This is a genomic window from Nocardia sp. KT25-26, from assembly GCF_056627695.1.
Window position 1 is genome coordinate 1766139 of sequence record NZ_CM152813.1, and the last position, 25523, is coordinate 1791661.

At 66.7% G+C, this 25523-nt stretch carries 22 protein-coding genes; 9 read left to right on the top strand and 13 right to left on the bottom strand.

What is annotated here, in order from left to right:
* Positions 1-150: 150 nt before the first annotated feature.
* Complete coding sequence (locus tag AC1HFH_RS08090; RefSeq protein ID WP_480246807.1) at positions 151-711, bottom strand: DUF1697 domain-containing protein; 561 nt, start codon at positions 709-711, stop codon at positions 151-153.
* Between the two features lie 49 nt (positions 712-760).
* Entirely contained in the window at positions 761-1507 is a 747-nt protein-coding gene (locus AC1HFH_RS08095; RefSeq protein ID WP_480246808.1) for an acyltransferase, read from the bottom strand.
* A 234-nt stretch (positions 1508-1741) separates the two neighbouring features.
* On the opposite strand from AC1HFH_RS08095, the gene AC1HFH_RS08100 reads away from it, so the two are divergent.
* Positions 1742-3046 carry an outer membrane protein assembly factor BamB family protein gene (locus AC1HFH_RS08100; RefSeq protein WP_480246809.1) on the top strand — a complete coding sequence of 435 codons (1305 nt, stop codon included), beginning with the start codon at positions 1742-1744 and terminating at the stop codon, positions 3044-3046.
* A gap of 86 nt (positions 3047-3132) precedes the next feature.
* Here AC1HFH_RS08100 and AC1HFH_RS08105 read toward each other — a convergent pair whose 3' ends face one another.
* From AC1HFH_RS08105 to AC1HFH_RS08115, 3 genes are read right to left on the bottom strand one after another with little or no spacing between them, the layout of a single operon-like run.
* Positions 3133-4386, bottom strand: coding sequence for a glycosyltransferase family 4 protein (locus tag AC1HFH_RS08105; protein ID WP_480246810.1), 1254 nt, complete (start codon positions 4384-4386; stop codon positions 3133-3135).
* Positions 4383-5933 carry a 1,4-alpha-glucan branching protein domain-containing protein gene (locus AC1HFH_RS08110; RefSeq protein ID WP_480247770.1) on the bottom strand — a complete coding sequence of 517 codons (1551 nt, stop codon included), beginning with the start codon at positions 5931-5933 and terminating at the stop codon, positions 4383-4385. The genes AC1HFH_RS08105 and AC1HFH_RS08110 overlap by 4 nt, the downstream gene beginning before the upstream one ends.
* 2 nt (positions 5934-5935) lie before the next feature.
* Positions 5936-6745, bottom strand: coding sequence for a class I SAM-dependent methyltransferase (locus AC1HFH_RS08115; RefSeq protein ID WP_480246811.1), 810 nt, complete (start codon positions 6743-6745; stop codon positions 5936-5938).
* 221 nt (positions 6746-6966) lie between these two features.
* On the opposite strand from AC1HFH_RS08115, the gene AC1HFH_RS08120 reads away from it, so the two are divergent.
* The 4 genes from AC1HFH_RS08120 (at position 6967) to AC1HFH_RS08135 (ending at position 10567) form a co-directional block, all read left to right on the top strand.
* Positions 6967-7752 (top strand): electron transfer flavoprotein subunit beta/FixA family protein, encoded by a 786-nt coding sequence (locus tag AC1HFH_RS08120; RefSeq protein WP_480246812.1) that lies wholly within the window; start codon positions 6967-6969, stop codon positions 7750-7752.
* Positions 7753-7788: 36 nt separating this feature from the next.
* Complete coding sequence (locus AC1HFH_RS08125) at positions 7789-8745, top strand: electron transfer flavoprotein subunit alpha/FixB family protein (protein ID WP_480246813.1); 957 nt, start codon at positions 7789-7791, stop codon at positions 8743-8745.
* A gap of 102 nt (positions 8746-8847) precedes the next feature.
* Complete coding sequence (locus AC1HFH_RS08130; RefSeq protein ID WP_480246814.1) at positions 8848-9507, top strand: Uma2 family endonuclease; 660 nt, start codon at positions 8848-8850, stop codon at positions 9505-9507.
* A gap of 451 nt (positions 9508-9958) precedes the next feature.
* Positions 9959-10567 (top strand): Uma2 family endonuclease, encoded by a 609-nt coding sequence (locus AC1HFH_RS08135; RefSeq protein WP_480247771.1) that lies wholly within the window; start codon positions 9959-9961, stop codon positions 10565-10567.
* A 36-nt stretch (positions 10568-10603) separates the two neighbouring features.
* Here AC1HFH_RS08135 and AC1HFH_RS08140 read toward each other — a convergent pair whose 3' ends face one another.
* Positions 10604-10960, bottom strand: a complete 357-nt coding sequence (locus AC1HFH_RS08140; protein ID WP_480246815.1) for a winged helix-turn-helix transcriptional regulator — start codon at positions 10958-10960, stop codon at positions 10604-10606.
* Positions 10961-11112: 152 nt separating this feature from the next.
* On the opposite strand from AC1HFH_RS08140, the gene AC1HFH_RS08145 reads away from it, so the two are divergent.
* The 4 genes from AC1HFH_RS08145 (at position 11113) to AC1HFH_RS08160 (ending at position 14358) form a co-directional block, all read left to right on the top strand.
* Complete coding sequence (locus AC1HFH_RS08145; protein ID WP_480246816.1) at positions 11113-11997, top strand: NAD(P)-dependent oxidoreductase; 885 nt, start codon at positions 11113-11115, stop codon at positions 11995-11997.
* A 59-nt stretch (positions 11998-12056) separates the two neighbouring features.
* Positions 12057-12653 (top strand): hypothetical protein, encoded by a 597-nt coding sequence (locus AC1HFH_RS08150; RefSeq protein ID WP_480246817.1) that lies wholly within the window; start codon positions 12057-12059, stop codon positions 12651-12653.
* A 266-nt stretch (positions 12654-12919) separates the two neighbouring features.
* Entirely contained in the window at positions 12920-13498 is a 579-nt protein-coding gene (locus AC1HFH_RS08155) for a carboxymuconolactone decarboxylase family protein (protein ID WP_480246818.1), read from the top strand.
* A complete protein-coding gene (locus tag AC1HFH_RS08160; RefSeq protein WP_480246819.1) occupies positions 13495-14358 on the top strand; it encodes an RNA polymerase sigma-70 factor in 864 nt (287 codons plus the stop codon). Before AC1HFH_RS08155 ends, AC1HFH_RS08160 begins: the two co-directional genes overlap by 4 nt.
* 886 nt (positions 14359-15244) lie before the next feature.
* Here AC1HFH_RS08160 and AC1HFH_RS08165 read toward each other — a convergent pair.
* From AC1HFH_RS08165 to AC1HFH_RS08195, 7 genes are all read right to left on the bottom strand, one after another.
* Positions 15245-15622, bottom strand: a complete 378-nt coding sequence (locus AC1HFH_RS08165) for a toxin-antitoxin system YwqK family antitoxin (protein ID WP_480246820.1) — start codon at positions 15620-15622, stop codon at positions 15245-15247.
* A gap of 271 nt (positions 15623-15893) precedes the next feature.
* Complete coding sequence (locus AC1HFH_RS08170) at positions 15894-16550, bottom strand: SUKH-3 domain-containing protein (RefSeq protein ID WP_480246821.1); 657 nt, start codon at positions 16548-16550, stop codon at positions 15894-15896.
* Between the two features lie 62 nt (positions 16551-16612).
* On the bottom strand, positions 16613-17236 hold the full coding sequence (locus AC1HFH_RS08175) for a hypothetical protein (protein ID WP_480246822.1): 624 nt from the start codon (positions 17234-17236) through the stop codon (positions 16613-16615).
* A 529-nt stretch (positions 17237-17765) separates the two neighbouring features.
* On the bottom strand, positions 17766-18260 hold the full coding sequence (locus AC1HFH_RS08180) for an SMI1/KNR4 family protein (protein ID WP_480246823.1): 495 nt from the start codon (positions 18258-18260) through the stop codon (positions 17766-17768).
* A 16-nt stretch (positions 18261-18276) separates the two neighbouring features.
* Positions 18277-24462, bottom strand: a complete 6186-nt coding sequence (locus AC1HFH_RS08185) for a WXG100-like domain-containing protein (RefSeq protein ID WP_480246824.1) — start codon at positions 24460-24462, stop codon at positions 18277-18279.
* Between the two features lie 26 nt (positions 24463-24488).
* Positions 24489-24803, bottom strand: a complete 315-nt coding sequence (locus AC1HFH_RS08190) for a WXG100 family type VII secretion target (protein ID WP_480246825.1) — start codon at positions 24801-24803, stop codon at positions 24489-24491.
* Between the two features lie 33 nt (positions 24804-24836).
* Complete coding sequence (locus AC1HFH_RS08195) at positions 24837-25352, bottom strand: YbaB/EbfC family nucleoid-associated protein (RefSeq protein WP_480246826.1); 516 nt, start codon at positions 25350-25352, stop codon at positions 24837-24839.
* Between the last annotated feature and the right edge of the window lie 171 nt (positions 25353-25523).

Here is a 25523-nt window from a genome sequence, read left to right on the forward strand (position 1 = left end):
GCCGCTGCTCGGCCGACGCCGATCTCGGGCTGCTCCGGAAGTGCATCGACGTGCAGATCGGGTAGGTCGAGGTAAGTGCAGGTGTCGAGCACACCCGCCGGATGGCCAGTGCTTCGGTACTGAATCAGCGGAACCGCTCGACCGCGCGGCTCATCCCGGCATCTTCTTCACGATCCGCTGCACCGTCAGCCAGGTGCGGGTGGTGATGTCCTTGCCGTACTTCTTGTCCAACCAGGCCATGAAGTCGGAGGTGCGCGGCGTGCTGTTGTCGATGACGGCGAGCAGGGCGCGGGCGGCCGGATCGAATCCCACCACCCGGACCAGCGGGTCGTCGAAATCGGGAAGCTCGGGGTCGGCGTCGGGGGATTTGAAGAAGGTGGCGACGAGGTAGCTGCCGCGGCCGTGGGTGAGGCCGGGAAACGGGTCGGAATCGAGCAGGTCGCGCAACTGCCGCTCGGTGCGCACGATGGTACCGCCGCCGATGCCCAGCTCGGCCTGCAGTGCCTCCTGGACGCGGTCCTCCAGCATCGGCACATCCGAGTCCGTCGTGCGGAAGACGATGTTGCCGCTGGCCAGTACCGATGCCACACCGGTGAATCCGAGCCCGCTGAACACGCCGCGCAGCTTGTCGTTGGCCATATTCGGATTGCTCGGCATGATGCCGCGCAGCAATGCGGCGTATGTGGTCGGGTCTGCCTGATTACCGGTCATGTGCCGAAACTAGCCGAGCGCACCGACATCGGCCTCACTTCCGGCCGGATCAGCCCTGCGGGACCCCGTGCTTCTTGCGCTCGATGTCCTCCAGCGCGGCGATATAGGCGGCACGCTCCTCGGCACCGGCCTCCCACGCCTCCTTGCGGTTCTTGACCACCTTCGCGGGGGCGCCGACGGCGATGCTGAAGTCCGGTATGTCGCCGCGCACCACAGCATGCGCACCGAGCACACAGCCACGCCCGATACGGGTGTCACGCAGCACGCTCACCTTTGCCGCGATCCAGGTGTCCGGGCCGATCCGGACCGGGCTCTTGACGATGCCCTGGTCCTTGATCGGCATGGTGATGTCGTCCATCTTGTGGTCGAAGTCGCAGATGTAGCACCAGTCGGCGACCAGGGTCGACGCGCCGATCTCGATGTCGAGGTAGGTGTTGACGACGTTGTCCTTGCCGAACACCACCTTGTCGCCGATCCGCAGTGATCCCTCGTGACAGCGCAGCGCGTTGCCGTCGCCGATATGCACCCAGCGGCCGATCTCCATCCGGGACAGTCCGGGCGTCGCGTGGATCTCCACGTTCTTGCCCAGGAACACCATCCCGCGAAGCACGATGTGCGGGTTCGTGAGCCGGAACTTGAGCAGCCGGTAGTACCGGACCAGATACCAGGGGGTGTAGGCGCGATTGGCGAGTACCCAGCGCAGCGAGGCCCGGGTCAGGAACCGCGCCTGCTGCGGGTCCCGGCGCCGCGATCCCTGCCAGCGTGTGCGCATCGGTGCGCCCCACATACTCGTCACGAAGTACTCCAGGTGTGTTCGGCGGGTTGACATCGGTGTGCTGCGCGGCAGCTACATCGTACGAGGATCGTAGGACACCCGCGTGCTCGCGGGCCCTGCGCACCCGCACCCGGAACGCGATCTCGGCCACCCGCGCCGACCCGGCCGGGGTGCGCAGATTAGTGTTGCGTTCCAGCATCGGCAGCCGGCCGTCCGGCGGCCGGATCGACGACAGCGCCGAGGGGAGACAAGCAGGTGGGAACCGAGCCGACCCGGAGCCGGGCCGCCGCCGCGATGCTCGCGGCCGCCGGAGTCCTCGCCGTCGCGGGCTGCGGTACCGATGTCGACGACATCACCGCCGGCACCGGTACGGGATGGCCTGCCGTGTACCACGATTCCCGGAACAGCGGCACCAGCCCGGTCGCCGGATCCGCGGAGCTGACCCCGGCCTGGTCGCGCCCGCTGGGCGGTCCCGTCGCCCGCCCGGTGACGGTGGGGCCCGAGGGGCAGCTGTTCGTCACCACCGCGATCGAGAACTGCGCGATCTTCTCCTTCACGCTGCCGACCGGCCGCAAACGCTTCTGCAACCCCCTCGGCCCCTCGGCCATCGATTCGCCCACCCTGGTCGACGGCACCACCAACGTCTACGTCGGCGACGACGGCGCCGTGAACTCGTTCAACTACCTGGGGCAGCCACGTTGGCGGGTTCCGGTGGCCGGTGTGCCGGTATCGCTGCAGTTCACGCCGGACAGCCGGGTGCTGTCGATCACCCAGTCCGGTCAGTTGGACGTGCTCGACCGGCAGACCGGTAAACGCCTGGTCCCGACCCGGCAGCTGCTCGGCGAACCGGACTTCCTGGAGTACCCGAACCTGACCCGTCCCGCTGCGGGCGCCGGGCTGACCGACTGCCGCACCGGTGGCCCCGATTGCGCCGTGGCGAACGTGACTGCACTGGACCCGGAGACGGGCCGGTTCTACCTCACCGTGTGGCGCCCGGGCGAACCGTCCGCCGCCCTGGTGGCGATGGAGTACCGGGACGGCGAGGTCCGGGACCTGTGGAGCGCGGACATGCTGACCGAGGGCAGCGCCACCAGCCCTGCCCTGTCCGCGGACGGCGGCACCGTCTACGTCGGTGACAATTCGGGCCGGCTGATCGCAGTGGACGCCACCGACGGCGCCACCCGATGGGTGCAGGACCTGGGCTGGGCCCCGAGCGGCGCGTTGTCGGTGTCGCCCGATGGTCTGGTCGTCCCGGCCGGGGACGACGGGCACCTGACCGCGGTGCAGGACCACGGTGACCGCGCCGAACTCGTATGGGAACGAAAGGATCTGGCGCTGCGCGGGCAGCCGGTGCAGACGGCCGGCGGCATCGGCTACACGGTGGCGGCGATCGGCGACGGACTGAACCTGATCACCTTCGACACCGACACCGGCCGCACGGTGGACTCGGATGTGCTGTCCGGCGCCACCGGCACCACCACCGGTACGGCGGTGAGCGCCGAAGGCGAGGTGCTGGTCGCCACCCGGGCGGGCGAGATCTTCGCCTTCGCCCCCGCCTGATCGCGGTGGGCCGGAGGCGGTAGCGGAGGGCCTGCCGGCGTCCCGAACCCTTCGCGGGTCAGGCGCATCGGAAACCGCCTGATCCGCTATTTCGGGTCTCGCTCCGGCAGCGGCCGCTCCACGATGATCGGACGGCCCAGCGGGTTACGGACCCGCCGTTTGGCGGCCGAGTACACCTGTGCGGTCTCGGCGGCCACCACATCCCAGGAGAAATCGGCGGTGAGCCGTTCCCGGGCGGCGTAGGCCCGCTCCTGCGCGGCCGCGGGATCGTCGAGGACCGTGCGCACCGCGTCGACCAGGCCGTCCACATCGGCCGGTGCGAACGAGGCGCCGGTCACGCCGTCCACCACCGCCTCACCGAGGCCGCCGGCTTTCGAGGTGACCAGCGGGACACCGGCAGCGGCGGCCTCCAGTGCCACGATGCCGAACGGTTCGTAGCGGCTGGGCAGCACGATCGCATCGGCGCCGTGCAGCCAGCCCAGCAACTCCTCGTGCCCGAGCATCCCGACGAAATGCACCGCCCGCAGCACCCGGTGCCCGCGGGCCCGGTCGCGCAGCCAGTCGACCTGGGTGCCGGCACCGGCGACGGTCAGTGTGGTTCCCGGGTGTGCGCGGCGGATCCGCGGCAGCGCCGCGATCGCATCCTGCACCCCCTTCTCGTATTCGAGCCGGCCCACGTACAACAGCCGCGGCGGCCCGGAGCGCGGCGCGCGGCGTCGGAAGGTCCAGGCACCCACATCGATACCGTTGCGGATCACCGAGACCGGTACCAGGTCCGGACCGTAGAGCCGTTCGACCTCTTCCTGCATCGCGGTGGAGCAGGTGATCAGGGCATCGGATTCGTTGGCCAGCCACCACTCGACCGAATGCACCTGCTTGTTCACCTTGCCGGCGACCCAGCCGCTGTGCCGGCCGGCCTCGGTGGCGTGGATGGTCGATACCAGCGGCACGTCGTAGTACTCGGCGAGCGCGATCGCCGGGTGCGCGACCAGCCAATCGTGCGCATGCACCACATCCGGGGTCCAGCCCTCGCCGACGCCCGGTTTGTGCAGGGCGACGCCGGCCCGGACCATGGCGTGCCCCATCGCGAGGGTCCAGGCGAGCATGTCCTCACCGAAGTCGAACATCGGCGGATCCTCGGCGACCGCGACCACCAGAACGCCCTCGGCGATATGGGAATGGGTGGGGTGGGTGGTCGCGTCGGTACCCGTCGGGCGACGGGAGAGCACCACCACCTCGTGGCCGGCGGCGGCGAGTTCGACCGCCAGGTGATGGACGTGCCGGCCGAGTCCGCCGACCACCACCGGCGGGTACTCCCACGACACCATCAAAATCTTCATGCGTGTCCTTCTGCTGCGGCCGATGCGGCAGTGCCGCAACGCCGGGCGTCCAAGCCCGGGAAGAGGCCGTCGGCCGTCTTCCATCCTGCCGCCAGCCGGTGCGCCTTGCCGAGTTGACCGGCGCCGACCGCGGCCGCGATCTCACGCACCGCATGTGCGTGCTCATGGGCTCGGTCTCGAGCGTAACCGGCCGCCGAGTCCTTGCTGACCATGAATGCCCAATCGCTCGAAACGGTCAGGATCGCTTCTCGGAGCAACTGGTCGGCGATCGGATCGCGGCGCGTCTGCGCACCGGCCCCGGCCCGCATCTTGTCCAGGGTGTCCAGGGCCAGCCGGACCACATCGGCGTTCAGTTCCACCAGGTCGGCCACCTGGTCGCCGGCCCACACCCGCCAGTCCTTACCGGATCCCCACGACGAGTCGGTGAGCTGCACCGGTTCCCCCACATAACCGCGGGTCCGGGCATCGGCGAGGGTGCCGACGGTGACGCCCGCCTCGGGCAGTGCCCGCAACACCTGGGCCAGCCACTGCGGACCCTCGTGCCACCAGTGCCCGAACAGTTCGGTGTCGAAGGCGGCCACCACGAGGGCGGGCCGGCCGATCCGTTCGGATTCCTCGATCAACCGGTTGCGTACGGTGGCGACGAAGTCGTCGACATCGCGGGTCACCGCGGCGGCCGCCAGTGCGGGGTCGTAGGGCGCCTTGTCCGGCCCGGCGACCGTCTTGCCGGTGACCCGGGCCGGCTTCAAACCGGTTGCGTGGTCGTAGTGGTGGAAGTCGCGGTAGGCGCCGTGCCCCGGATAGCCGGACTTCGGCGACCACACCCGGTAGCTCACCTGGAGATCGCGGCCGAAGGCGACGACGTCGGAATCGCGGACCGGGCGCCCGAGGCCGGTATCGCCGTGCAGCGACGGCCCGTCGACCATGAAATGAGTCACACCGGCGTCGGCGTAGTCGTGTTCCATGCCCGGGGTGTAACCGCATTCGGGTGCCCAGATTCCGGATGGGGTGTGGCCCCAGCGGAGCTGGGCGTCGGCGAGTCCTTCGGCGAGCTGGAACCGCCGCAGGCGGGCATCCAGCAGCGGCTGGAAGGGGTGTGCCAGGGGGCCGCCGAGCAGTTCGATCGCTTCGGCGTCGATGAGGTCGCGCCACACCGGGCTGCTGCCGTGCCGCCAGTGCTGTTCGAACTCCGCGAGGGCGGCGGCGGCGAGCCGGTGTTCGTGTCGGCCCAGTGCGACATTGCCGTTCTTCGCGGCCTCGTCGGCGCGCAGCTGCCAGTTGCCCAGCCAGTGATGCATTCCCGATAGGCAGTGCGCATCGTCGAGCTGGGCCGCCAGCACCGGCGTGATCCCGAGCGTGAGCAGGTGTGAACGGCCTTCTGCGGCAAGGGTGCGCAGCACCTCGACGACGGGAAGATAAGAGGCCGCCCAGGATTGGTAGAGCCATTCCTCGCCCACCGGCCAGCGGCCGTGGTGGGCCAGCCAGGGCAGATGTGAATGCAGGACCAGGGTGAACTGGCCGGGGACCGGGGACGCGGAATCGGGCACGGTCACCGCTTTTCCGCGATGGCGACCAGGTCCAGGCTGGCATCGATATCGTCGGCGTACAGCTCGAAATCGTCGGCGGTCACCGCCGCGACGTCGGCGGTCAGGTCGGCCGGCCACGGTTGTCCGGCCAGGGCCCGCTCGATCTGGGCGTCGATGAACGATCCGCCGTGCTTGGCGTCGAGTTCGCGCAGCCGCGGGCCGTGGTGCACCCCGAGCATCTCGGTGACGGTGAAACCCGAATCCGTCAGCAGTTCGGTGAGTTCGGCGGCGTTGAGCTCACGGGTGTGGAACGGGTTGAGCGGTGTGTCCCGGCCGGGGGAGAAGGTGATCCGGTTCGGCGTGCTGATCAGCAGCTGTCCGCCCGGCCGCAGCACCCGCAGGCATTCGCGCAGGAATTGCGCCTGGTCCCAGAGGTGTTCGATGACCTGGAAGTTCACCACCACATCGACCGAGGCGTCGTCGAGCGGGAGCGCGGCGAGATTGCCTTCCAGCATCTCCACCCGCGGGTACCGGGTGCGGATGTGCGCAACGGCGGTGGCATCGTAGTCGAGACCGATCACCCGGTCGGCGACGTCGGCGATCATGTCCGCGCCGTATCCCTCACCGGCACCGGCCTCCAGGACCGTGCTGCCGGTGCAGCGTTCCCGTAGCCGGGCATAGGCGATCTCGTGGCGCCGGAACCAGTAGTTCTCCTCGGTGATACCCGGCACCGTGCGTTCACCGGTCAACGGCAAGGGCTCACCCGCTCGCGGCGGCGAGGGCTCGGTGCCGGTGGTGCTCGCAGATGCGGCGGGGATCACAGCCTCACTCATTGGTCCGACGTTACTGGTACCGGTGGTCCTGGTGCACGTCAGGGACCGGTTCCCCGGGCGGGCAGGATAGTGGCACCCTTGGCGGACGGGGCTCGATGAGGTAAGTTACCCACCAGTAACTTAAGGTAGGGTACTGTCTCGCACTGAGCATCTACACGGACGTACGGCCCAGCCAGTGCGGCCACCCCAATGTGCACCCAGAAGGAGGTCGACGAAGACCGATGCCGAACATCGTCGTACTCATCAAGCAGGTTCCCGACACCTGGTCCGAGCGCAAGCTCTCCGATGGTGATTTCACTCTCGACCGTGAGGCAGCGGACGCCGTCCTCGACGAGATCAACGAGCGCGCCGTCGAGGAAGCGCTGCTGATCAAGGAAGCGCAGGGCGGCGAGGTCACCGTGCTGGCCGCCGGTCCGGATCGGGCCAACGAGGCCATCCGCAAGGCCCTGTCCATGGGCGCCGACAAGGCCATCCACATCAACGACCCGGCGATCCACGGCTCCGACGCCGTGCAGACCGCCTGGGTGCTGGCCGGCGCGCTGGGCCAGGTCGAGGGTGTCGAGCTGGTCATCGCCGGCAACGAGTCCACCGATGGCCGCGCCGGTGCCGTCCCGGCCATCATCGCCGAGTACCTGGGCATCCCGCAGCTGACCCACCTGCGCAAGCTCACCGTCGACGGCGAGAAGATCACCGGCGAGCGTGAGACCGAAGAGGGCGTGTTCAAGCTGGAGGCTGCCCTCCCCGCGATCGTCTCGGTCAACGAGAAGATCAACGAACCGCGCTTCCCCTCCTTCAAGGGCATCATGGCCGCCAAGAAGAAGGAAGTCACCGTCTTCACCCTGGCCGACCTGGGCATCGACCCGTCGACCGTGGGTGTCGCCAACGCGGGCACCCAGGTGACCGCGTCCACCCCGAAGCCGGCCCGCACCGCCGGCGAGAAGATCGCGGACGAGGGCGAGGGCGGCAACCAGATCGCTCAGTACCTCATCGGTCAGAAGATCATCTGATCCGGCCCACCCGAGACTTCCCGAGGAGAAAGAACAATGGCTGAAGTACTTGTGCTCGTCGAGCACGCCGACGGTGCGGTCAAGAAGGTCAGCACCGAACTGCTCACCGCCGCCCGCGCCCTGGGCGAGCCCGCCGCCGTCGTGACCGGCCCGGCCGGCACCGGCGCCAAGCTGGCCGACGCGCTGGCCGCAGCCGGCGCCGAGAAGATCTACGTCGCCGAGGGCGACGAGGTCGACGGCTTCCTGGTCACCCCGAAGGTCGACGTGCTCGCCGGCCTGGTCGAGACCGCCGGTCCGGCCGCCGTGCTGGTCGCCGCCTCCGCCGAGGGCAAGGAGGTGTCGGGCCGCCTCGCCGCCCGCATCGGCTCCGGCCTGCTCGTCGACGTCATCGGCGTCAACGGTGACGGTTCCGTCGTGCACTCCATCTTCGGTGGCGCGTTCACCGTCGACGCCAAGGCCACCGGCGACGTGCCGGTGATCTCGGTGCGCCCGGGTTCGGTCGAGGCCGTCGCCCAGGCCGGTGCCGGCGAGCAGGTCTCCGTCGCCGTGCCCGCCCAGGAAGAGGGCGTCGTCAAGGTGACCGAGCGGGAGCCGGTCGTCGGCGGCGACCGTCCGGAGCTCACCGAGGCCGGCATCGTCGTGTCCGGTGGCCGTGGTGTCGGCTCCGCCGACAACTTCGCGGTGGTCGAGGCCCTCGCGGATTCGCTCGGTGCCGCCGTCGGTGCCTCGCGTGCCGCGGTCGACTCCGGCTACTACCCGGGTCAGTTCCAGGTCGGCCAGACCGGTAAGACGGTCTCCCCGCAGCTGTACGTCGCCCTGGGCATCTCCGGCGCGATCCAGCACCGGGCCGGCATGCAGACCTCGAAGACCATCGTCGCCGTCAACAAGGACGAAGAGGCGCCGATCTTCGAGATCGCCGACTACGGCATCGTGGGCGACCTGTTCAACGTCGCCCCGCAGCTGACCGAGGCGGTCAAGGCGCACAAGGGCTGATATCGCTTTCGCGCGGCAGTTCATCGGCAGCCCCGGTCGGATTCCTCCGGCCGGGGCTGTTCGTTTGCGGGGGCAACAGGACCCGATGAGTAGCATGGGCCCATGGCCATGCCGCGCGTGCCGAGCACCGAGCGTCCTGATCTTCCCGAGTCGATGACCTGGGAGGAGCTCGAAATGTTGCCCGAGGAGATCGCTGCACAAATCGAGCTGTGGGATGAGCGCGTGGTGTGGCTACGGAGAGGGCCCAAGGAACACCAAACCGCGTTCCGGCGACTCACCAACGAACTCGAACGATGCACCCGTGCCGACATGTCTGCCCATCCGGAACGTTGCTGGCGAGCGGAGCTGGAGACGAACATCTTCCTCGGACACACCGGGAAATCGGACTTCGTGACACCGGACTTCCTTGTCCACCGGTGTCTTCCCGCCGGGGCCGATGTTCGCGCCGCCGATACAGTTCTGGTCGGTGAGGTACTTTCACCGTCGAATTCCCATCCCGATATCGAGGCAAAGAAGGCGCGATATGCGAGTGCCGGCATCCCCTCGTACTGGGAAGTCGATCTCAACAGCGAGCTGACCGGCATCGGGGCACTCCGGATCTATGTGCTGGAGGAGGGGCACGGCGAACTGCCGGTCGGCGTGCGGCCGCTGCGCCGAGTGAATTACCTGTTGGTCGGCCAGTGGTCCCCCGCCACGAGCGACGGTGTGTCGTTCCCTTACCCGTTCTCGATCGAGATTCCCTGGTCGACGCTGGCATTCTGATCCCGGATCGAACGGGTACATGTCGCGCCGAACGTGCGGCTCGGTGGTGGGATCTCTGCGGATGCGGCGTGTGCGTCGGAACATGCGTGACTGTCGGCATCGTAGGTGCGAAGCCGACAGTCACTCCGGAGCTACTCGGTTCAGCCGACGAACAGGTCGGTAAGGAACTGCCATACCAGCTCCAGGAACTCCACGAACATGCCGTCCACCTCCTTATGGTGTGATATATGGCACATCTGAATAGATCAGGCTATCGTTACAATCCGGCGCATGGCAAATAATTGGCTAACCCAATCGGCAGATCTCGCGTAGATGAGTCATCCGGGTTCGGCGTCCCCAGGCCAGGGGTGCAGGACTGCGGACGCAGGGGGATTCGTCCTGCGCCCGGTAGCATGAGCGCGTGGCCGTGCCGAGCAGCTCGAGCGTAGATCGTCCTGATCTTCCCGCGTCGATGACCTGGGAGGAGTTGGCGCAGCTGCCCGAGGAGATCGCCGAGCAGATCGAGCTGTGGGATGGGCGGGTGGTGTGGCTACGGCGAGGGCCGGGGGAGCATCAGATGGCGATGCGACGTCTGACTCATGAGATCGAGCGTTGTGCTCGTGGTGACATGTCGTCGAGTCCGCAACGATGCTGGCGGGTGAATTTCGAGACCGATATCTTCTTCGGTCATACGGGCAAGTCCGACTTCGTGACCCCGGACTTCCTGGTGCACCGTTGCCTTCCCGCTGGTTCCGATGTGCGCGCCGCCGACACAGTCCTGGTCGGTGAGGTGTTGTCGCCGTCGAACACCCTGGCCGACGTCGAGGCGAAGAAGGCACGGTACGCCGGAGCGGGCATCCCCTCCTACTGGGAGGTCGACTTGTTGCACGACCTCACCGGAATCGGCGCGATCCGCGTGTACATCCTCGAAGTGGGCCATGCCGATCTGCCGCCGGGGGTACGGCCACTGCGTTCGGCGAACTATCTGATGGCCGGGCAATGGACTCCGGGTACTGTCTCGGGCATTTCCTTCCCATATCCCTTCTCGATCGAGATTCCCTGGTCGGCCCTGGACTTCTGATCGCCACGGCAGTGGCCGGCCGCATCGTTGTCCGCCTCAGGACTGCACGTGGATCCGCTCGGCGGCGATGCGATCGATACGGTCGAGACCCCAGCGGCCGAGGGGCTCCAGGGCGGTGTTGAGGGCTTCGCCGTCCGCGGTGAGCGAGTACTCCACCCGGGGTGGCACCTCCCGGTAGACCTCGCGGTGCACGATGCCGTCCTCGGCCAGCTCCCGCAGCTGCTGGATCAGCATCTTCTCCGAGACGCCGGGCAGGCCGCGCTTCAGTTCGCCGAAGCGGCGGGTGCCCTTCTCGTGCAGTTCCCACAGGATCAGCGATTTCCACTTGCCGCCGACGATGTCCATCGCGGCATCGATTCCGCAGAAGTATGGTCCGGATCTCTTCTCGCTCATATCTCGACCTCACTGCCTGGATACATACATTTCGGTAGGTACCAGACAAAATAGTAGGTACTTGTCGGTGCAGCGGTATGGGAGCAGTGTCGTTCGTAGCGCATCCGAGATGCGCTGCAAAGACCGCTTCCCGCTAAGGAGTTGAGCCCGCAATGGCGGAATCCGCAAAGACCTCGGTGACCGTGCTCGGACTGGGTGCGATGGGGCGCGCGCTGGCCGCAGCGTTCGTGAAGGCCGGGTATCCCACCACCGTCTGGAACCGGACACCGGGGAAGGACGCCGAGCTGATCGCGGCCGGGGCGACCGGCGCGACGTCGGTCGAAGCAGCCGTCGCGGCCGGTGACCTGGTCGTCGCGTGCCTGTTCGATCATGCTTCGGTCCACGAAACTCTCGATCCCGTGACCGATCTGCTCGCCACCCGGGACCTGGTGAACCTGACCAGCACCGAACCCGCCGGAGCCCGCGAGCTCGCCGAATGGGCTGCCGGACACGGCATCGCGTACCTCGACGGCGGCATCATGGCCACACCGCCGATGATCGGGCAGCCCGGTGCCGCGCTGCTCTACAGCGGTGCGGCCGAGGTGTTCGAGCGACACCGTGGTGCTCTCGAAGTGCTGGGATCCGTGGAGTATTTCGGTTCCGACGCCGGTCAGGCCTCCCTGGTCGACTTCGCCCTGTTGTCGTCGATGTACGTCATGTTCTCGGGCTTCTATCACGGTGCCGCCATGGTCCGCTCGGCCGGTATGACGGCCACCGAATTCGGTACCCGGACCGCCGCCTGGCTCGGGGCGATCCTCGATACGCTCCCCCAAGCAGGTGCACAGATCGACAGCGGCGACTACTCCGTGCCTTTCCAGCCCCTGACCTTCACCAAAGCCGCGGTCGACGCCATCGTCTCGGCCAGCCGCGACGCCGGTGTCGGCCTGGACGTCATCGATCCGGTGCGGAACCTGGTCGACCGGCAGGTGGCGGCCGGCTACGGTCACGAAAGCAGCGAGCGGATGTTCGAGAGCCTCGATCCACCGGCCCGCCGGTAGCTTCGGGTGGTTCGTCGACCGTCGGGGATGTGCGGGTGGTCCGGCGCTAGGCTCGAGGCGTGCCAATCTCTTTCGACACCACCGGCCTGGTGCAGACCGACCCGGCCACCTGGCAGGATCCGGACACCGGCGATATGGTGCAGCTCCGCTTCATCGATATGGTTCCGGACCTGCCGGCGGCGCTGACCGATCTGCCGGCGCTGCGGCACCGGCTCACCGAACACCGGGCGGCCGACGGCGGGCTGGTCGAAGCACATGTCGAACCGGTGGCCGGTCGGCCCGCGCTGGTCCGGATCGAGAAGCTGCCGATACCCGGCGCCGAACACGGCCTCGTCTTCGTCGCGACGGTGACGGTGCCCAGGGCGACCTGCAGTGCAAATCTCACGATCGTCTGTCCCGAACGCGGTGCCACCGGGGTGCGGGAGGCCACCGTGGGTGCGTCGGTCGGTCTCGACGCCATGTACCCGCCGCATCCGTACGCCCCGGAGATCCGCGCCCGCCTGCCCTACAACGTGGCCGACGATTCCCGGTGGGATCAGCAGTTCCCGGACCACCCGCTCTCCCGGGTCCGGCGCATGCTCACCGCGGTGCTGCGCACCGCGCAGCTGGATCCGAATTTCGCCGCACTCCCGCCGTTCCCCGGTCCCGGCAACTGACGTCGCCCGCGGTATTGGAGAGACCTGGACCCACTCCGCGCGATCCGGGCTCGGCGCGTCGGTCGGTCAAGGGGACCGGATCGGTGCCGCGCGGCGTAGTCGGCGGTGGCCGTGTGCGGCTGCATCGTCACGTGGACTCGTGTTCCGGCGTAGCTCTCGACCACCCGATGCGCCGTAGCGGGTCCGAAGGGGGGTACGGGCGCCCTGTCACACTCCGCACCCGGCCGGTGTCTTCATGCCGAAAGCAACAACCGGCAGGAGGAGCGATGACCGGCAATCCGAGAATCCCGCCCGCGGAGATCACCGGCGTCTACGGTTCGATCGTCAAACGGTTCGCCCGCAAGATGCTCGGCGATGTACCCGACGGCCTCGGGGTGATGTGGCACAACCGGCAGGTGATGTCCTTCGGCATGAAGCTGAGCCGGCAGATCGAGAAGTGGGACGGGTGTGACGAGAACCTGAAATCGTTCGCGCATATGGCCGTCGCCGCCAAGGTCGGCTGCAGCTTCTGCCTCGACTTCGCCTACTTCCGAGCCCGCAATGAGGGCCTCGACCTCGGCAAAGCCCGCGAAGTACCGCGATGGCGGCAGTCGGACGTCTTCACCCCGCTGGAACGCGACGTCATGGAGTATGCCGAAGCCATGACGGACACCCCGCCGACCGTCACCGATGAACTATCCGATCGACTGCTCGGCGCACTGGGGCCGGCGGCCGTGGTGGAACTGGGCTCGTGGATCGGGCTGGCCAATTTCATGACCCGCACCAATGTCGCCTTCGGGATCGAATCGCAGGGGTATTCGGCCGCGTGCCATCTCCCGCCGCTCGCGGTAGCGTCCGAGAAATGACCGACGACCCGTTCGTCACGCACCGCAGCCTGCTGTTCACCGTCGCCTACGAAATGCTCGGCTCTGCCGCCGACGCCGAGGACATCGTCCAGGAGACCTGGTTGCGGTGGGTGGACGTGGATCGTGCCGAGGTGCGTGACCCGCGCGCCTATCTGGTCCGGATCGCCACCCGCCTGTCGCTGAACCGGCTACGCACCCTGGCCCGGCGCCGCGAGGACTACATCGGCGAATGGCTGCCCGAGCCATTGCTCACCGCACCCGACGTCGCCGACGACGCCGAACTCGCCGAGAACGTCTCCATCGCCATGCTGACCGTGCTGGAAACCCTCGGTCCCGCCGAGCGGGCCGTCTTCGTCCTGCACGAGGTGTTCGAACTGCCGTTCCCGGAGATCGCCGAGGTCGTCGGGAAGACGCCGGCCGCCGTGCGGCAGATCGCCCACCGCGCCCGCGCACACGTCGCGGCTCGTAGACCGCGGCGGCAGGTGGACCGTGCCGAACAGCAGGCCGTCGTCGAAAAGTTCATTGCCACCTTGTCCACCGGAGACATCCAGGGCCTGGCGGAAATCCTCGCACCCGATGTCGTCCTGGTAGCCGACGGTGGCGGATACGTCCGGGCTGCCCGCAAGCCCATCGTCGGCTTCCGCTCGGTCGCCAATCTGCTGGCCCATGGTTCCGGCCTGCCGGGCTTCACGATGACACCCAGCTGGATCAACGGCATGCCCGGCATCCGAATCGACATCGGCGACCAGTCCGCCGCGGTGAGCGCGCTGATCGAAGACGGCCGGATCAGCCGGCTGTACGTGGTCGGGAACCCGCACAAGCTCGGCCACCTGGAATCGGTGTACCGGTTGCAGCGCTGAGGGACCTCTGGGGTGCAGGCCTGCGGATCTGTCGCCTGGCCGGTGTAGTAGCCGGTCAGGCGGCCGGTGTCGTCCACAGGGGCACTGATCGGCACGGCCGACAAGCCGTCACCGAACGGCAGCTGCTGAGCACCGCAGTACAGAATGTAGCCGGCATGGAACCGTTCCCCTGCATCGAGGAATCCGACCGGATCGACCTCGCCCGATGCGCGGGTCCGCGGATCATCCAGGAACCCGCATGACGGTACCTGTGGGATGTGGATCTGCCGAGAGGTGCGTTGTGGATCTGCCGTGACTGTGCCTGTGGATCTGCCGAGTAGCGCTGGCGTAGCGTGGGCAATCTTCCTGCTTCGACGCACGCGGTTGCGTAGGGCGATCACTCGGGGCAGTTGCTTAGCCGAGTCCCGTATCCAACCGGAGAAGGTGGCCTACCAGGGGCTTCGCCCTTTGGCAGGTTGAACCCGCCATCGATCACGCAGCGCGACAACGACTCTGGCCGCCAGAATGAAACTGCTCCGTGCCCGATGATGAGGGTTGGCTACGAACTCGCCAAGTTCTCGTGTTGCGCAATCAGCGCTACCGAGACGAGGGTGTGTATCGCTGTCGATAAATGGTGCACCCTGTCCCGCATTCAACGGTCAACACGCCGGCTTCGGGAATGTCGGTCACCTCGAGGTAACTTCCTGTCCCTGCTGATACTCCTGAATTGTGCATAGCCATTGTTCGATTTCGGGATCGGTCAACCTATCTGATGTACCCAAGGATCACTCTCCTGCGGGTTCGATGTCGAGTCTGTCGAGAATGGGGGCAACTGCGATCACTTCAGTCGGTCACAATAGGTTGGCTCACTCGAACTTCGTCCGCGCAGAAACGGGTGATTCGGGCTCTATGTATCGGGCGCAAAATGAGTCTTGAGTGTGAGGTGGCCGTCTTGGTCCCACTTCTTTTGCCACCTGATATCACCTAGGTTTCCGTATCTCCCAAGTGTTGCGAGCGACCCGTTCGGGTGCCACTCTCGCCATTCTCCTACGGGGTCGCCGTCCTTGTATTCTCTGTGGCTCCTAGGCGTGCCATCCGGGTACCACTCGAGTTCAGGGCCATTCTGTATTCCGTCGCGGTATGTGGTGAGCTCAGTTATTGTTCCATCTGGTGTGATTTCAACTGCTTCTCCAGTGAACGGTTCTCCTTGGTAGTAGAAGTCGCGCTTCTCCCAGTAATCTGCTTCGGTTAGGTCGTCTATCTGAATTCGGAGCATGGGGTTCACCGTTCTGCTATGCCACGCGGGTCTGGTTCTGCGGCGTAGGCGTTCGGTGTCGAGCAGGCTGGCGAGCCTGTCGACGGTGGCGTCGGCGACCGGTAGGACCGCTGTGTATGTCGCACTTGAGTCTCTTTGGAGTTGGGATCGTGGTTGAGACCACTTCTACCAGGGGCTTCGCGTTTTCATGTTGTGGCCCAACGGGCTCCGGCGTGTCCGCTGGTCACGACGGCGGGAGGATGCCTACACGGAAAGGCTCAATGGCCCATTTGTTTCCGAATCAGGTGTCTTCCTGGTGCTCGAGAATCAATTCGGGTCGGCGATGTCCGTTGATGATCAAATCGATGCCTTCATTGAAAGTATTGCCGTAGAGGGCGATTCCGGGTGGAGTATCACCGATCATTCTGCCGTCCTCCAGGAGTAGTATTCCGATCAATCCTATCGAAGATGCGATCGGGGACACTCGGCTCCCGAGAGCTTCTTCGATCGTCGTGTACCCGTCACGGGAGCCATCGAAGTAGTCGAAGGGGTCGAACTCGATTGGGTCGGAAAGCCACTTTGTTTCGCTATTCTTGATAGGGCGTACCGTCAGCATCCCGAACTCATTGAGAACATCGATGGACTTCTGGGACATAAAGAACCCTTGCGCCTGCAGATCATGGACCTGTTGTTGCATATCGACCCGTCGTCCCGGTTTCCAACCCGAACGTGACAGGGCGTCGTTTGTTAACCCGGCGGGCCATGTAGCATCAGTCATCAGAATATCCAACCGTTGAATTCCGAGTAGGCCGAGCAAGTATTTGTCGCCGCGGCATGGTTCGCGCCATCTGCCATGTTGAGTCGAGTTGAACCCGCGAATCATTGCTGCCGAGCTGAGTGCTCCTCGGCAATCCGCCAGTGTATATCCGGCCTCCAGTGCTTGGCTGATGCAGTTCAATTCTGCACAATGCCACGCAAAGGCCGACTGATGGATTTCCGGTACGTTTGCGACGTCCTCGTTCAGATCTCCGCTGTTGCGGTTTCCGGCCAGGTTCGGGTTCTGTGGTGGTGGCTGGAGACGAGTCCCATCGCGTGTATCGCTGCTGGGTGGCTCGGCCAGAGTTCCGTCGGCTGCCCGGTGGTCGGGTCGGTCGGTGGGGCGCTGGTCGAGGTGAGCAGGGTCAGATGTTGGTCGATTGGTTCCTGGGGTGGGTTGGTCAGGGACGTTGCCTGGATTCGGTATTCCGCTTCCGTGTCGGTCTCTCGGATCAGGTCGATCTGAATGTGCCAGGTCAGGGGTGGTGGTGGGTAGATCTGCGTGCCCGGAGATCTGCCCTCGCTGAGGTACCGGTCGTAGAAGCTAGCGTGGTACTCCGGGGGCTTGTTGCCGATCGCGTAGATCGTGCCCGTCTGTTTGTGGACGGCGTATGTCGTCACGGGAGAGCCCAGTCTGGGAAGGTTCGGGCGGTGGGCCGGGTTCGGTTGCCCCTTGTGGAATTGATCGAGTTCCACTCGAGTCGGATGCGGCTGGACGATCCAGGCGTGTTCTGTCTCTGCCATTTCGTACGTCCGGTGATTCCGGAATATCGAATCGAGGTATTCGAGGACTTCCGCTCGGGTTTCCAGCGGTTGTTGTGGGGGCACTTTTTTCTCCTGTTGGTGGCGTCACCGGGATCGACCAGAGACCATCGCTGTGGTCGACCATCCATGCAGGTGGGGTACTCGATGTCGCACCGGATTGCGGGTCCCACCAAACGGGGTCATCCGCGCCCGGTGGGTAGACGATAACGGTTGCGTGGCTGACCGGTGACTCAAGCTTTCAAGTCGGTCCAGGCACTGGAGACCAATTTTTCACGACAGGTGCCGCGGAACCCGGTCCCATCGCAGCGATGCGATTATTGATATCTTGGAATGACTGGGCGATCGGAGGCCCGGTGATCGGCCTCGGTGAGATCCTCGATATCCACAAGAATGTACTCGGATCCACATCTCGGGAGCCGGCAGTCTGGTTCGAACAATTTCGAATCGCCATTAAGGGCTTCCTTGGGTTGATTATCACCCACAACGGAATCCCACTCTTCGGTTACGGCAGTGGCGTCGCGGTCTTCGCATGGTCCATGCAATTTGATCGAGTTCCCGAACCTGGACTACGAAAATGGAGGAGTGGTGGCAACTACTGGCCGTTTCGGGTCAGCCGGTCTCTCATTTCGACGATTTGCGGAAGTTGATCCGCCAGTGTTTGTATCCAGCCCGAAAAACTTGTTGAACTTCGTTTCAGTGGTCGCTTTGCGGTGTATATCCAAAAGTGGGGGTCGATCTCGGCGAGGTCGTCAGGCGCAAAGAAATAGAACATATACCCCTGGTGTGTTTGAAAGATGAATGCATCTGTAAACGGGGAGAAATTCTCCTGGTAGTCGTCCTCGACGATCTCGCGCACTGTGTCCTTGGCGTCGATGAGCCAGTCATAATCCCACTCGCCGTCCCGGCTGAGCCAGTATGGATCTCGACCTCCGAACATCAAGAACTCGCGGTAGGACCTAGGGATGCAGCCTACCTGTTGTGCTGCCAACAGAGACAGGATTTCCCTGTCGGTGCAGCCTTTGATTGAATCTGCGTCAACCAGTCCTGATTCGATCAGCGGATCGGCAACGTCGGCTGAGTAGTTCAAGATCCTTCTCCTATCACTAAAGAGTGGGGCGATTCCGCTGAACGGGCGGGTAGGGGAGGATGAAGTTTACTTCAATTTCGATATTTGGATACATCCCCTGGAAGGCAAAGATTGTTGCGGCACATGAATCGCAAGGCTCTTGTTCGGAGAAAATTCGCACATGCCCTTCAATGTCGTTTATTCCGTTCTCGTTCGGGGGATGTATCGATATTATCCAGGTGTGAAGATATTCTACCAGGTTGTTTTCTGCATCGTTTTGCCTCTGCATGGATTCAGGTATGTTCGGTGTGATTGCATTGTGTTCAGCCGGCGGTGCGATAGGTGGTAGGTCGGTCCCTCGGGGGGCGTTGCGTGCCACATCGGCTGTTCCGCTGAACCCTGCGAACGATTCAGTGTGTCCAGCTATTGTGAACTCTAGAGCCCCGCCCATTGTTCTCCACCCGACTCTTGCTCCGCGTCGGGCCTGTCTCTGTAGCTCAACAAGATTGGCGACTTCGGGAGCGTCGATCGGCAATGCCGTGAAAACGGGTACATTTCGGTAGTCGGCGGTCTCTTGACTGCCGGGAGAATCCGTCAACTGTGCATCGATGTCGGGACCGGGTCCGTCGAGCACGGGTCTTATGGTCGGGGAACCCGTGGCGTGGAAGTCTGCGCCGTTTTCGTCGGAAGGCAAGCCGGTATCACTGTCGCCGCCCACATTCGGTTGCGCGGAGCCTTGTCGGTTGAGCTTTGAAGTGGGCTCTGGGCCGCTACCTCGGCTCGGGATCCCGTTTCGATCCGGATCGGTCAGGTCTTCGGGTAAACCTGTTTCCCGATCGGTCGGTGTTCCTTGATGCGCTGGTCGATCAGACCTCTCGTCTTGTGGACCGGCGGGGGGAACGGTTCGACCAGGTATACCTTGCCGGTCGCCTTGTCGATTGCGTGGGTTTTCAGCGGGCCCGGATCCTGGCCGGGGTTCTCCTCGATGATTCGGAGGTCCTCCCGTGTCGCGTAGCGCTGACCGATCCACGCCAGGTCGGTCTCCGCCAGCAGGAACCCCTGCGTCGTGTTCAGGGCCTCTTGGAGGTACGCCGTGGCCTGCTGGGGTGTGTGCAGCGGTGGTAGCCGGGTCATGTGGTGATCCTCCTGGCGCCGGGATCGGGATGGCGCGTAGGTCGACGGCGTCGGTAACCAAGTAGGCCGGTGGCGTGCTGGAGGTATGCCCCGACTGCGGGTCCCACCACACCGGGCCGTCGGCCCCCGGTGGGAAAACGATCACGGTGGCGTGTCCGGAGCCTCGCACGGGGTTGCCGTTGCTGTCCAGGATGGGGTGGCCCGTTTGTGGGTCGTACGCCGGCCAGCCCGTCGACACGTAGGCGGCGGAACCGGGGCCGAGGGCGGAGACTCGATCGTGTAGCGCTCGGAACGCCGGGGCTACGGGTTGGCCGGGATGGCAGTAGCGTTCGATGGGGGTGCCGCCGAGCCATTGCTGGGCACGCTCCATTCCTTCGCCCCCGTCGGGATCCCGGCGCGCCATGGCGGCTTCGGGGCGGCCGAAGAAGGTGGAGAGGGCAGAGAGCGCAGCATCGACACAGTTGTTGTATCGGCCGCTGGTGGGATCGCCGTCCTGCGGATTGATCAAGTCCGCGACAGGATGATCCCGAGGGTCGATTCCGGCCTGGAATCGGTTGCCGTCGCGAACCGAGTCCGCCAAGTTCCGTTGCGATTCGGCCTGCTCAGGGGTTTGCCGGAACTCGTCCGGATTGCGTAGCGCGCCCGGGCTGCCGAACGGCTGAGGAGTATTGGCGGTGGCGACGTCGTTACTGAGTTGGCGCAGATCGTCGCGGGTGAGCGGCCGGCCGGGGGTGGGGTCGACACCGAGGTGGTGGCGGATCGCCGATTCGAGTTGCTGGGGGTTGGTGATCTGGGCGGGGTCGATGACGAGGTGGGACTGGGTGAGGTCCGGGGTGGGGACGGTGTCGATGGTGAGGGGGTCGCCGGATTCGAGGCGGTTGGGTGGATAGGGGTTCAGAGTGGTGTCGGTGATCCAGGCGAGGTGTTGTTCGATCTGGGCGCGGATGTGCGGGGGCACGTGCGGTGGGATGTGGACGTTGAGGCGGACGACCGATACGGGTGGGTCCACGCGGTTGTCGTGCTGTTCCCACTGGTAGGCGCGGCCGGTGCGCTCGTTGCGGACAAGGTTGGTCTGCTGTGGTCTGCGGTTGCGCAGACGGGTGCGGTTGTCGTTACTGGATCGGGCCAGCCGGGGATCCGGTGGTTCCGGGATCTGCGGCTGCTGCGGCGGAGGTGGAGCGGACTGCGGGTGGTGTGGGGCGGCTGGGTGGCGGTCGTGGGTGACGGGGTGTGGGGCGTTCTGTGGCTGGTGGGGGGTGACTTGCGGTTGGTGTGAGGTGTTCTGTGGTTGGTCGGGAGTGACAGGTGGTCGGTGTGGGGCAGCCTGCGGTTGGTTGGGGGCGACCTGTCGTCCCGGCGGGGGCACCGACTGGTGATCAGGGGTGGCGTGTCTGTTGTCGAGGGCGGGTTGCGGGTGACGGGGTGCAGGTTGCGGGTGAGCGGGTGTGGGCTGCTGCTGATCGGACGGAACCGGGACGGTGCCGGGGTTCCGGGTGTCCTGGGGGCGCGCCGGAGATTCCGCGCTGGGCGGAGGTGAGGTCGGTCGGGGGTGTCCGTTGTCGTGGTGCGCCGGCGGCGTGGACCGGTTATTGTCGGTGAGTTCCGCCCACGGTGGGGTGCTGGCGCGTAGGTGTCCGGTCGGATCTTGGTGAGCCCAGCGGGGGCCGGATTCCGAGGTCGTCGCGGTATCGGTCGGGGCCTGCCGCCCGGGACGATTCGGCGGGGTTCCGCTGGGGGGAGTCGAGGGGCCGGAGGACTGTTGGGCCGGTGGCGGCGTACCGGTGGCGGGTGCCGAAGTGCCGGGGGCCTGTTGCGTGGGTGGCGGGGTGTTGGCGGGACCGGCGGGCGGGGTGCGAGTGCCGGGCGCCTGGGCGGCTGGTGCCTGGTGACCCGGTGTGCCGTTCGGGACTCCTCCGGGGTTCGGGGCGCCGGTGATCGGGCTGGACGTGCTGGGGGCCGGGCCGGTCGCGGCCGGGGGGTTTCCGGGTGCGGCGGTGGTGGTGTTACCCGGCGCGTCCGGTGGTGTGGTGACCGGTGCCGCGGGGGCGCTCGCTGCCGCAGTGGTACTGGGTGGCTCGCCATCCGCAGGCCGGGCCCACGGTGGAGTGGCGAGGTCGCGGGTGAAATCCGGGTTCTGGTGCGCCCATCGGGGTGCTTGGGGGTTGTCCGATCCCGGCGAAGCGGGCGCCGGATCGGTGGGGGCATCGGGTGCGGGCGGCGATGAAGCCGGCGGAGACGTCGGTTCCCGCTCGGCGTCGGGACCTGATTCCGGGGCTCCATCCCGCGGCGCCGGGCCGGACGGATCATCGGTCTCGGTGGTGACTCCCGGCTGGGCGGTGGTGTCGTCGGATGGTTCGGAGGTGGTCGCGTTGTCGTGAGTGCTGTGGGGGCGTTCGGATTCGGTGGCGGGCGTGGTGACGCCCGGTTGGCCGGGGGTGTCGTCGGTTCGTTCGGGGGTGGTCGCGTCCTCGCGAATCCCCTGCGGACGTGCGGATTCGTTCGGGCTCGTGGTGACCCCCGGCTGACCGCTCGGATCGGCGTCCGGCGGCGTGGTGTTGTCGGTCGATCGGGGAGTGCCGCGGTGCGGTTCCGGAGTATCGGAGTCCCGCCGCGCCTGGGCATCGTCGTCGGACGGCGGGTCGGTTTCCGCGGGCCTGCTGGTCACGACATCGTCGGAGACCGGGGACTCGCCGGCGGGGCGGGCGGCCTGCCGGTCCACTTCGCTCGGCGATTCGGTGGCCGCCCGGTGGCGGTCGTTGCCGGTCCCGGTCTCGGCCTGCTGCGATCGCTCGCTGCCGGTTGCCGGGGTGGTGACGCCTGGCTGGCCGGGTCGTTCGCCGGCCGGTTCCGTTGTCACGCCGGGTTGCCGCGGGGAACCGGTCTCCGACGATTGCGTGTTCGTGCCGGCACCGGCCGGAGCGGGCGAACCGGTTCCCGTGGTGGACGGTGCCGTGCCCGGGGCCTGCGTGGACCCCTGGTCTCGGGACGCGGGCTCGCCTGCCGGGGTGGCCGCTTGCGGTGCACCCGCAGCAGGGGTTGCGGGGGGAGCATTGTCGAGATCGGCTGCCCCGTCGGGCACGTCCGCGGCGGGACTCGTCGGGTCGTCGCCCGGCCTCGTCGAAGCGGGTGGCTCGGAGCCCGCTGTCGGGGCCGGGGAACCGGGTCCGGTGGGGGCGGCCGACTCGGGGCGATCGGTATCGCCGTGTGGTGCCCCGGTGCCGGAATCGTTCGTGGTGACACCGGGCTGACCGGGGCTGTCGGGATCGGAATCCGGTGAGGTGTTGTCGAGGCCGCCGGGCCCGGAGTCATCGCTGTCGCCGGTCGTGGTGCTCGGATCCGCATCCGTGGACGATGTGCCGGGATCGGGCGAGGTCGGATTCGGATCGCCCGGGGAGTTCGAGTCGGTTGTGTCCCCGGAAGGGGCGGCGGTGTCGGTGGCCGCAACATCTTCGTCTGCAAGCGTGCCGCCGGGCGCTCCGGTACCGGCGGGAGCTGTCCCGGGGCTGCTCGGATCGGTGCCGGTGCCGGGGTTACCCGCTGGGCTCTCGGTTTCAACGGGTGCCGGATCGTCGTCGGCGTCGGGGTGCCCCACGGAGGCGTCTGCCGGGTTCTGACCGTTCGCAGGGGTCGCCGCGGGTTCGGTCGGTTCGGTGTCCGAGGACTCCGCGGGGCCTTCGGCGGGCGGCTCGGCGGTGGTGGTTTCGGTCGCCGGACTGCTCGAGTCAGTGGCCGGTGCGGGGGTGTCTGCCGGAGCCTGAGCGCTCGCGGGCGCGGTGGATGGTTCGGCCGGCTCGCTGCCGGGGGTTCCCGCGGGACTCGAACTCGGCTCGGTCGGACTACCGGCGGGGTTCGGCGCGCTGGAGCCCGGGGCACCACCGGCACTGGGCGACTGGTCGCCCGCACCGGCAGGAGATGTTCGCGCCGGCTCGCCGTCGGCGCCCGGCCCTTCATCGGGCCCACCGGTGTTCGATGACGCCGACGGGTCGTCCGGTGCATCGGGGTTCGATGCCGGTTGATCATCGGCCGTGGAGTCGCCCGACGGTGGCGGTTGATCGTCGCCGGTGTCCTGCTCACCTGCCGGACCGTCGTTTCCGGACGGGCCGTCACCCGACGAGCTGTCACCCGACGAACCGTCCCCGGACGTATCCGGCGCGCCGGTGCCCGCATCCGGGGGCGTGTTCGACGGTCCGGCGCCGGCCGCCGCGGCCACGGTGGAGCTGGCCAGGCCATCCGGTGAGAGGACCTCGCTGATATCGAAGTCGGTCTCCTCGTCGACGGCGGCCACTGCGGCCTGTGCGGCGGCGTCGGACACCACCTCGGTGCCCAGATCCTGGGCGGCGTTCGCGGCACGGCTGCCGAGTTCGGTACCGGCGCTGTCCCCGGCCCGGCCGGCACCCAGTGCGCCACCGGCCGCGCCACCGGCGGCGCCACCGATGGCGGCGTTGCGGGCGTCGTCCCAGCCGAAGTCCTCCCCGAAGGTCCGGTCGCCGCGCACCACCTGGATGACGCGGGCGCCCAAGTCGATTCCGGCTTCCTCGATCACTCCCTCCACGGCGCCTTTGAGCGCCGCCCGGCCCGCGGCCTTCAAGGCCGCCCGGGAGAGCATCCGGGAGATGAGCTGTTTGATCACCATGCGCACGGTGATCTGTGCCGCGGCCCGGGCCGCGACACCCGCTGCCGCGCCGACCCCGGTCCAGGAGGTGGCGATGGCAGCGGCCAATTCGGCGGCGGTAATGACCAGCGTGGCGATGATGACGAGCTTGGTGTGCTCGATATCGTTGGCGCCGCCTTCCAGCGCATCGGCCTGCTGTTCGCACCACTGCACCAGTGCGTCCCAGGAGGCGTCGTCGCCGCCGATCTTCTTCCAGAGATCGGCCATGGCGGTGTGGGTTTCCCCTTCGGACAGTGCCGACAGGGCCTGGTTCATCACCGCCTCGGCGTCCGGGCCGAGGTCGTTCAGGGTGTTCGCGGTCGAGGTCCAGGCGTCGGCGAGCCGCCGCATGGCGGTCTCGTCGCCTTCGGGCCAGTCACCCGCTCCGCACACCCATTTGGCCACCCACTGCAGTTCGCCAGGGATTTCGATGCCCACCGGTTCGTCCCGCCCCGTCCGTTCGGCTAGATGTCCAGACCGCTGAGTTCGCCGGCGCGTTCCTCGTCGAGATCCTCGAACGCGGCGGCGATGGTGACCACGCCCTCGCCGAGCTTCTCCAACACGGTGGCGAGGGCGCCGATTCCGGTGGAGCCGTCACCGACACCGGGCGTGTAGGACTCGGCGAAGGACTCGCCGATCTCGTCGTTGCCCCAGCATTCGCCCTCGGCTTCGATGGCCGATTGCAGTTCGGTCAGCGCCGCGGCGACCGACGTGGACACACTGGCGAAGGACCCGCTGGTGCTGCGCAAGACAGCCGGGTCGACCTGCAAGCTACTCATCCGGAAACCTTCGATATACGAAACAGCTGGATATCAGCGGAGATAGGACCGATTGCGGAAGTATTCGTCTTCTTCCTCTTCGGTCAGCCGGCGCGGTGGTTCGTCCGGCGGCGTCGCGGCATCGGGGGCGCCGGAATCCGGGGTGCCGGAGGCCGCGGAGAGCAGTTCCCGGATGCTCGGTGCCCCGGGCACCAGATCCGGAAGGTCCGGCAGGTCACCCGCGGAGGCGAGCAGCGGCGCCATGGCCTGTTCCGCGGCCGCACTCGCTGCCCGCGCGGCCTCCTGCACGGCGGCGGTGATCGAACGGGACAGGGTCTCCGGCGTCGCCCGTTTGAACGCTGCCGGGTCCAGCGCGACTTCGGCGGGCACGCCATCCGGCCCGGCGACGACCTTCACCAGATTGTCCGGGGACCAGACGGTCACCCGGGATTCGGCCAGCCGGGCCTGCGCGTCCGCGAGCTCGCGTCGCTGCCGGTCCAGCCCGGCCAGTAGCCCATCCACCTCGTTGCGCAACGCGTCGTTGCGTGTACGGATGTCGTCACCGGACACGGTCGCCCCCTTCATACTTCGGCTGACCGGTACGACGATAGCCGCACCCTGCGCGTGTCCGGTTCCGCAGGTGCTCGGGACCCCGTCGTGAACTCGGTGACTGCACCTACCGACTTGCGTTGTCATGGCTCACCATCGGGTTGCGGGCCGGACCCGGTGGGGTTCGCGCCG

Excerpts from the sequence above, each read along its gene's own strand:
- AC1HFH_RS08120 (WP_480246812.1), top strand. The coding sequence starts at position 6,967 with ATGCCGAACATCGTCGTACTCATCAAGCAGGTTCCCGACACCTGGTCC.
- AC1HFH_RS08105 (WP_480246810.1), bottom strand. The coding sequence starts at position 4,386 with ATGAAGATTTTGATGGTGTCGTGGGAGTACCCGCCGGTGGTGGTCGGC.
- AC1HFH_RS08135 (WP_480247771.1), top strand. The coding sequence starts at position 9,959 with ATGACCTGGGAGGAGTTGGCGCAGCTGCCCGAGGAGATCGCCGAGCAG.
- AC1HFH_RS08190 (WP_480246825.1), bottom strand. The coding sequence starts at position 24,803 with ATGAGTAGCTTGCAGGTCGACCCGGCTGTCTTGCGCAGCACCAGCGGG.
- AC1HFH_RS08090 (WP_480246807.1), bottom strand. The coding sequence starts at position 711 with ATGACCGGTAATCAGGCAGACCCGACCACATACGCCGCATTGCTGCGC.
- AC1HFH_RS08125 (WP_480246813.1), top strand. The coding sequence starts at position 7,789 with ATGGCTGAAGTACTTGTGCTCGTCGAGCACGCCGACGGTGCGGTCAAG.
- AC1HFH_RS08115 (WP_480246811.1), bottom strand. The coding sequence starts at position 6,745 with ATGAGTGAGGCTGTGATCCCCGCCGCATCTGCGAGCACCACCGGCACC.
- AC1HFH_RS08130 (WP_480246814.1), top strand. The coding sequence starts at position 8,848 with ATGGCCATGCCGCGCGTGCCGAGCACCGAGCGTCCTGATCTTCCCGAG.
- AC1HFH_RS08160 (WP_480246819.1), top strand. The coding sequence starts at position 13,495 with ATGACCGACGACCCGTTCGTCACGCACCGCAGCCTGCTGTTCACCGTC.
- AC1HFH_RS08145 (WP_480246816.1), top strand. The coding sequence starts at position 11,113 with ATGGCGGAATCCGCAAAGACCTCGGTGACCGTGCTCGGACTGGGTGCG.
- AC1HFH_RS08140 (WP_480246815.1), bottom strand. The coding sequence starts at position 10,960 with ATGAGCGAGAAGAGATCCGGACCATACTTCTGCGGAATCGATGCCGCG.
- AC1HFH_RS08155 (WP_480246818.1), top strand. The coding sequence starts at position 12,920 with ATGACCGGCAATCCGAGAATCCCGCCCGCGGAGATCACCGGCGTCTAC.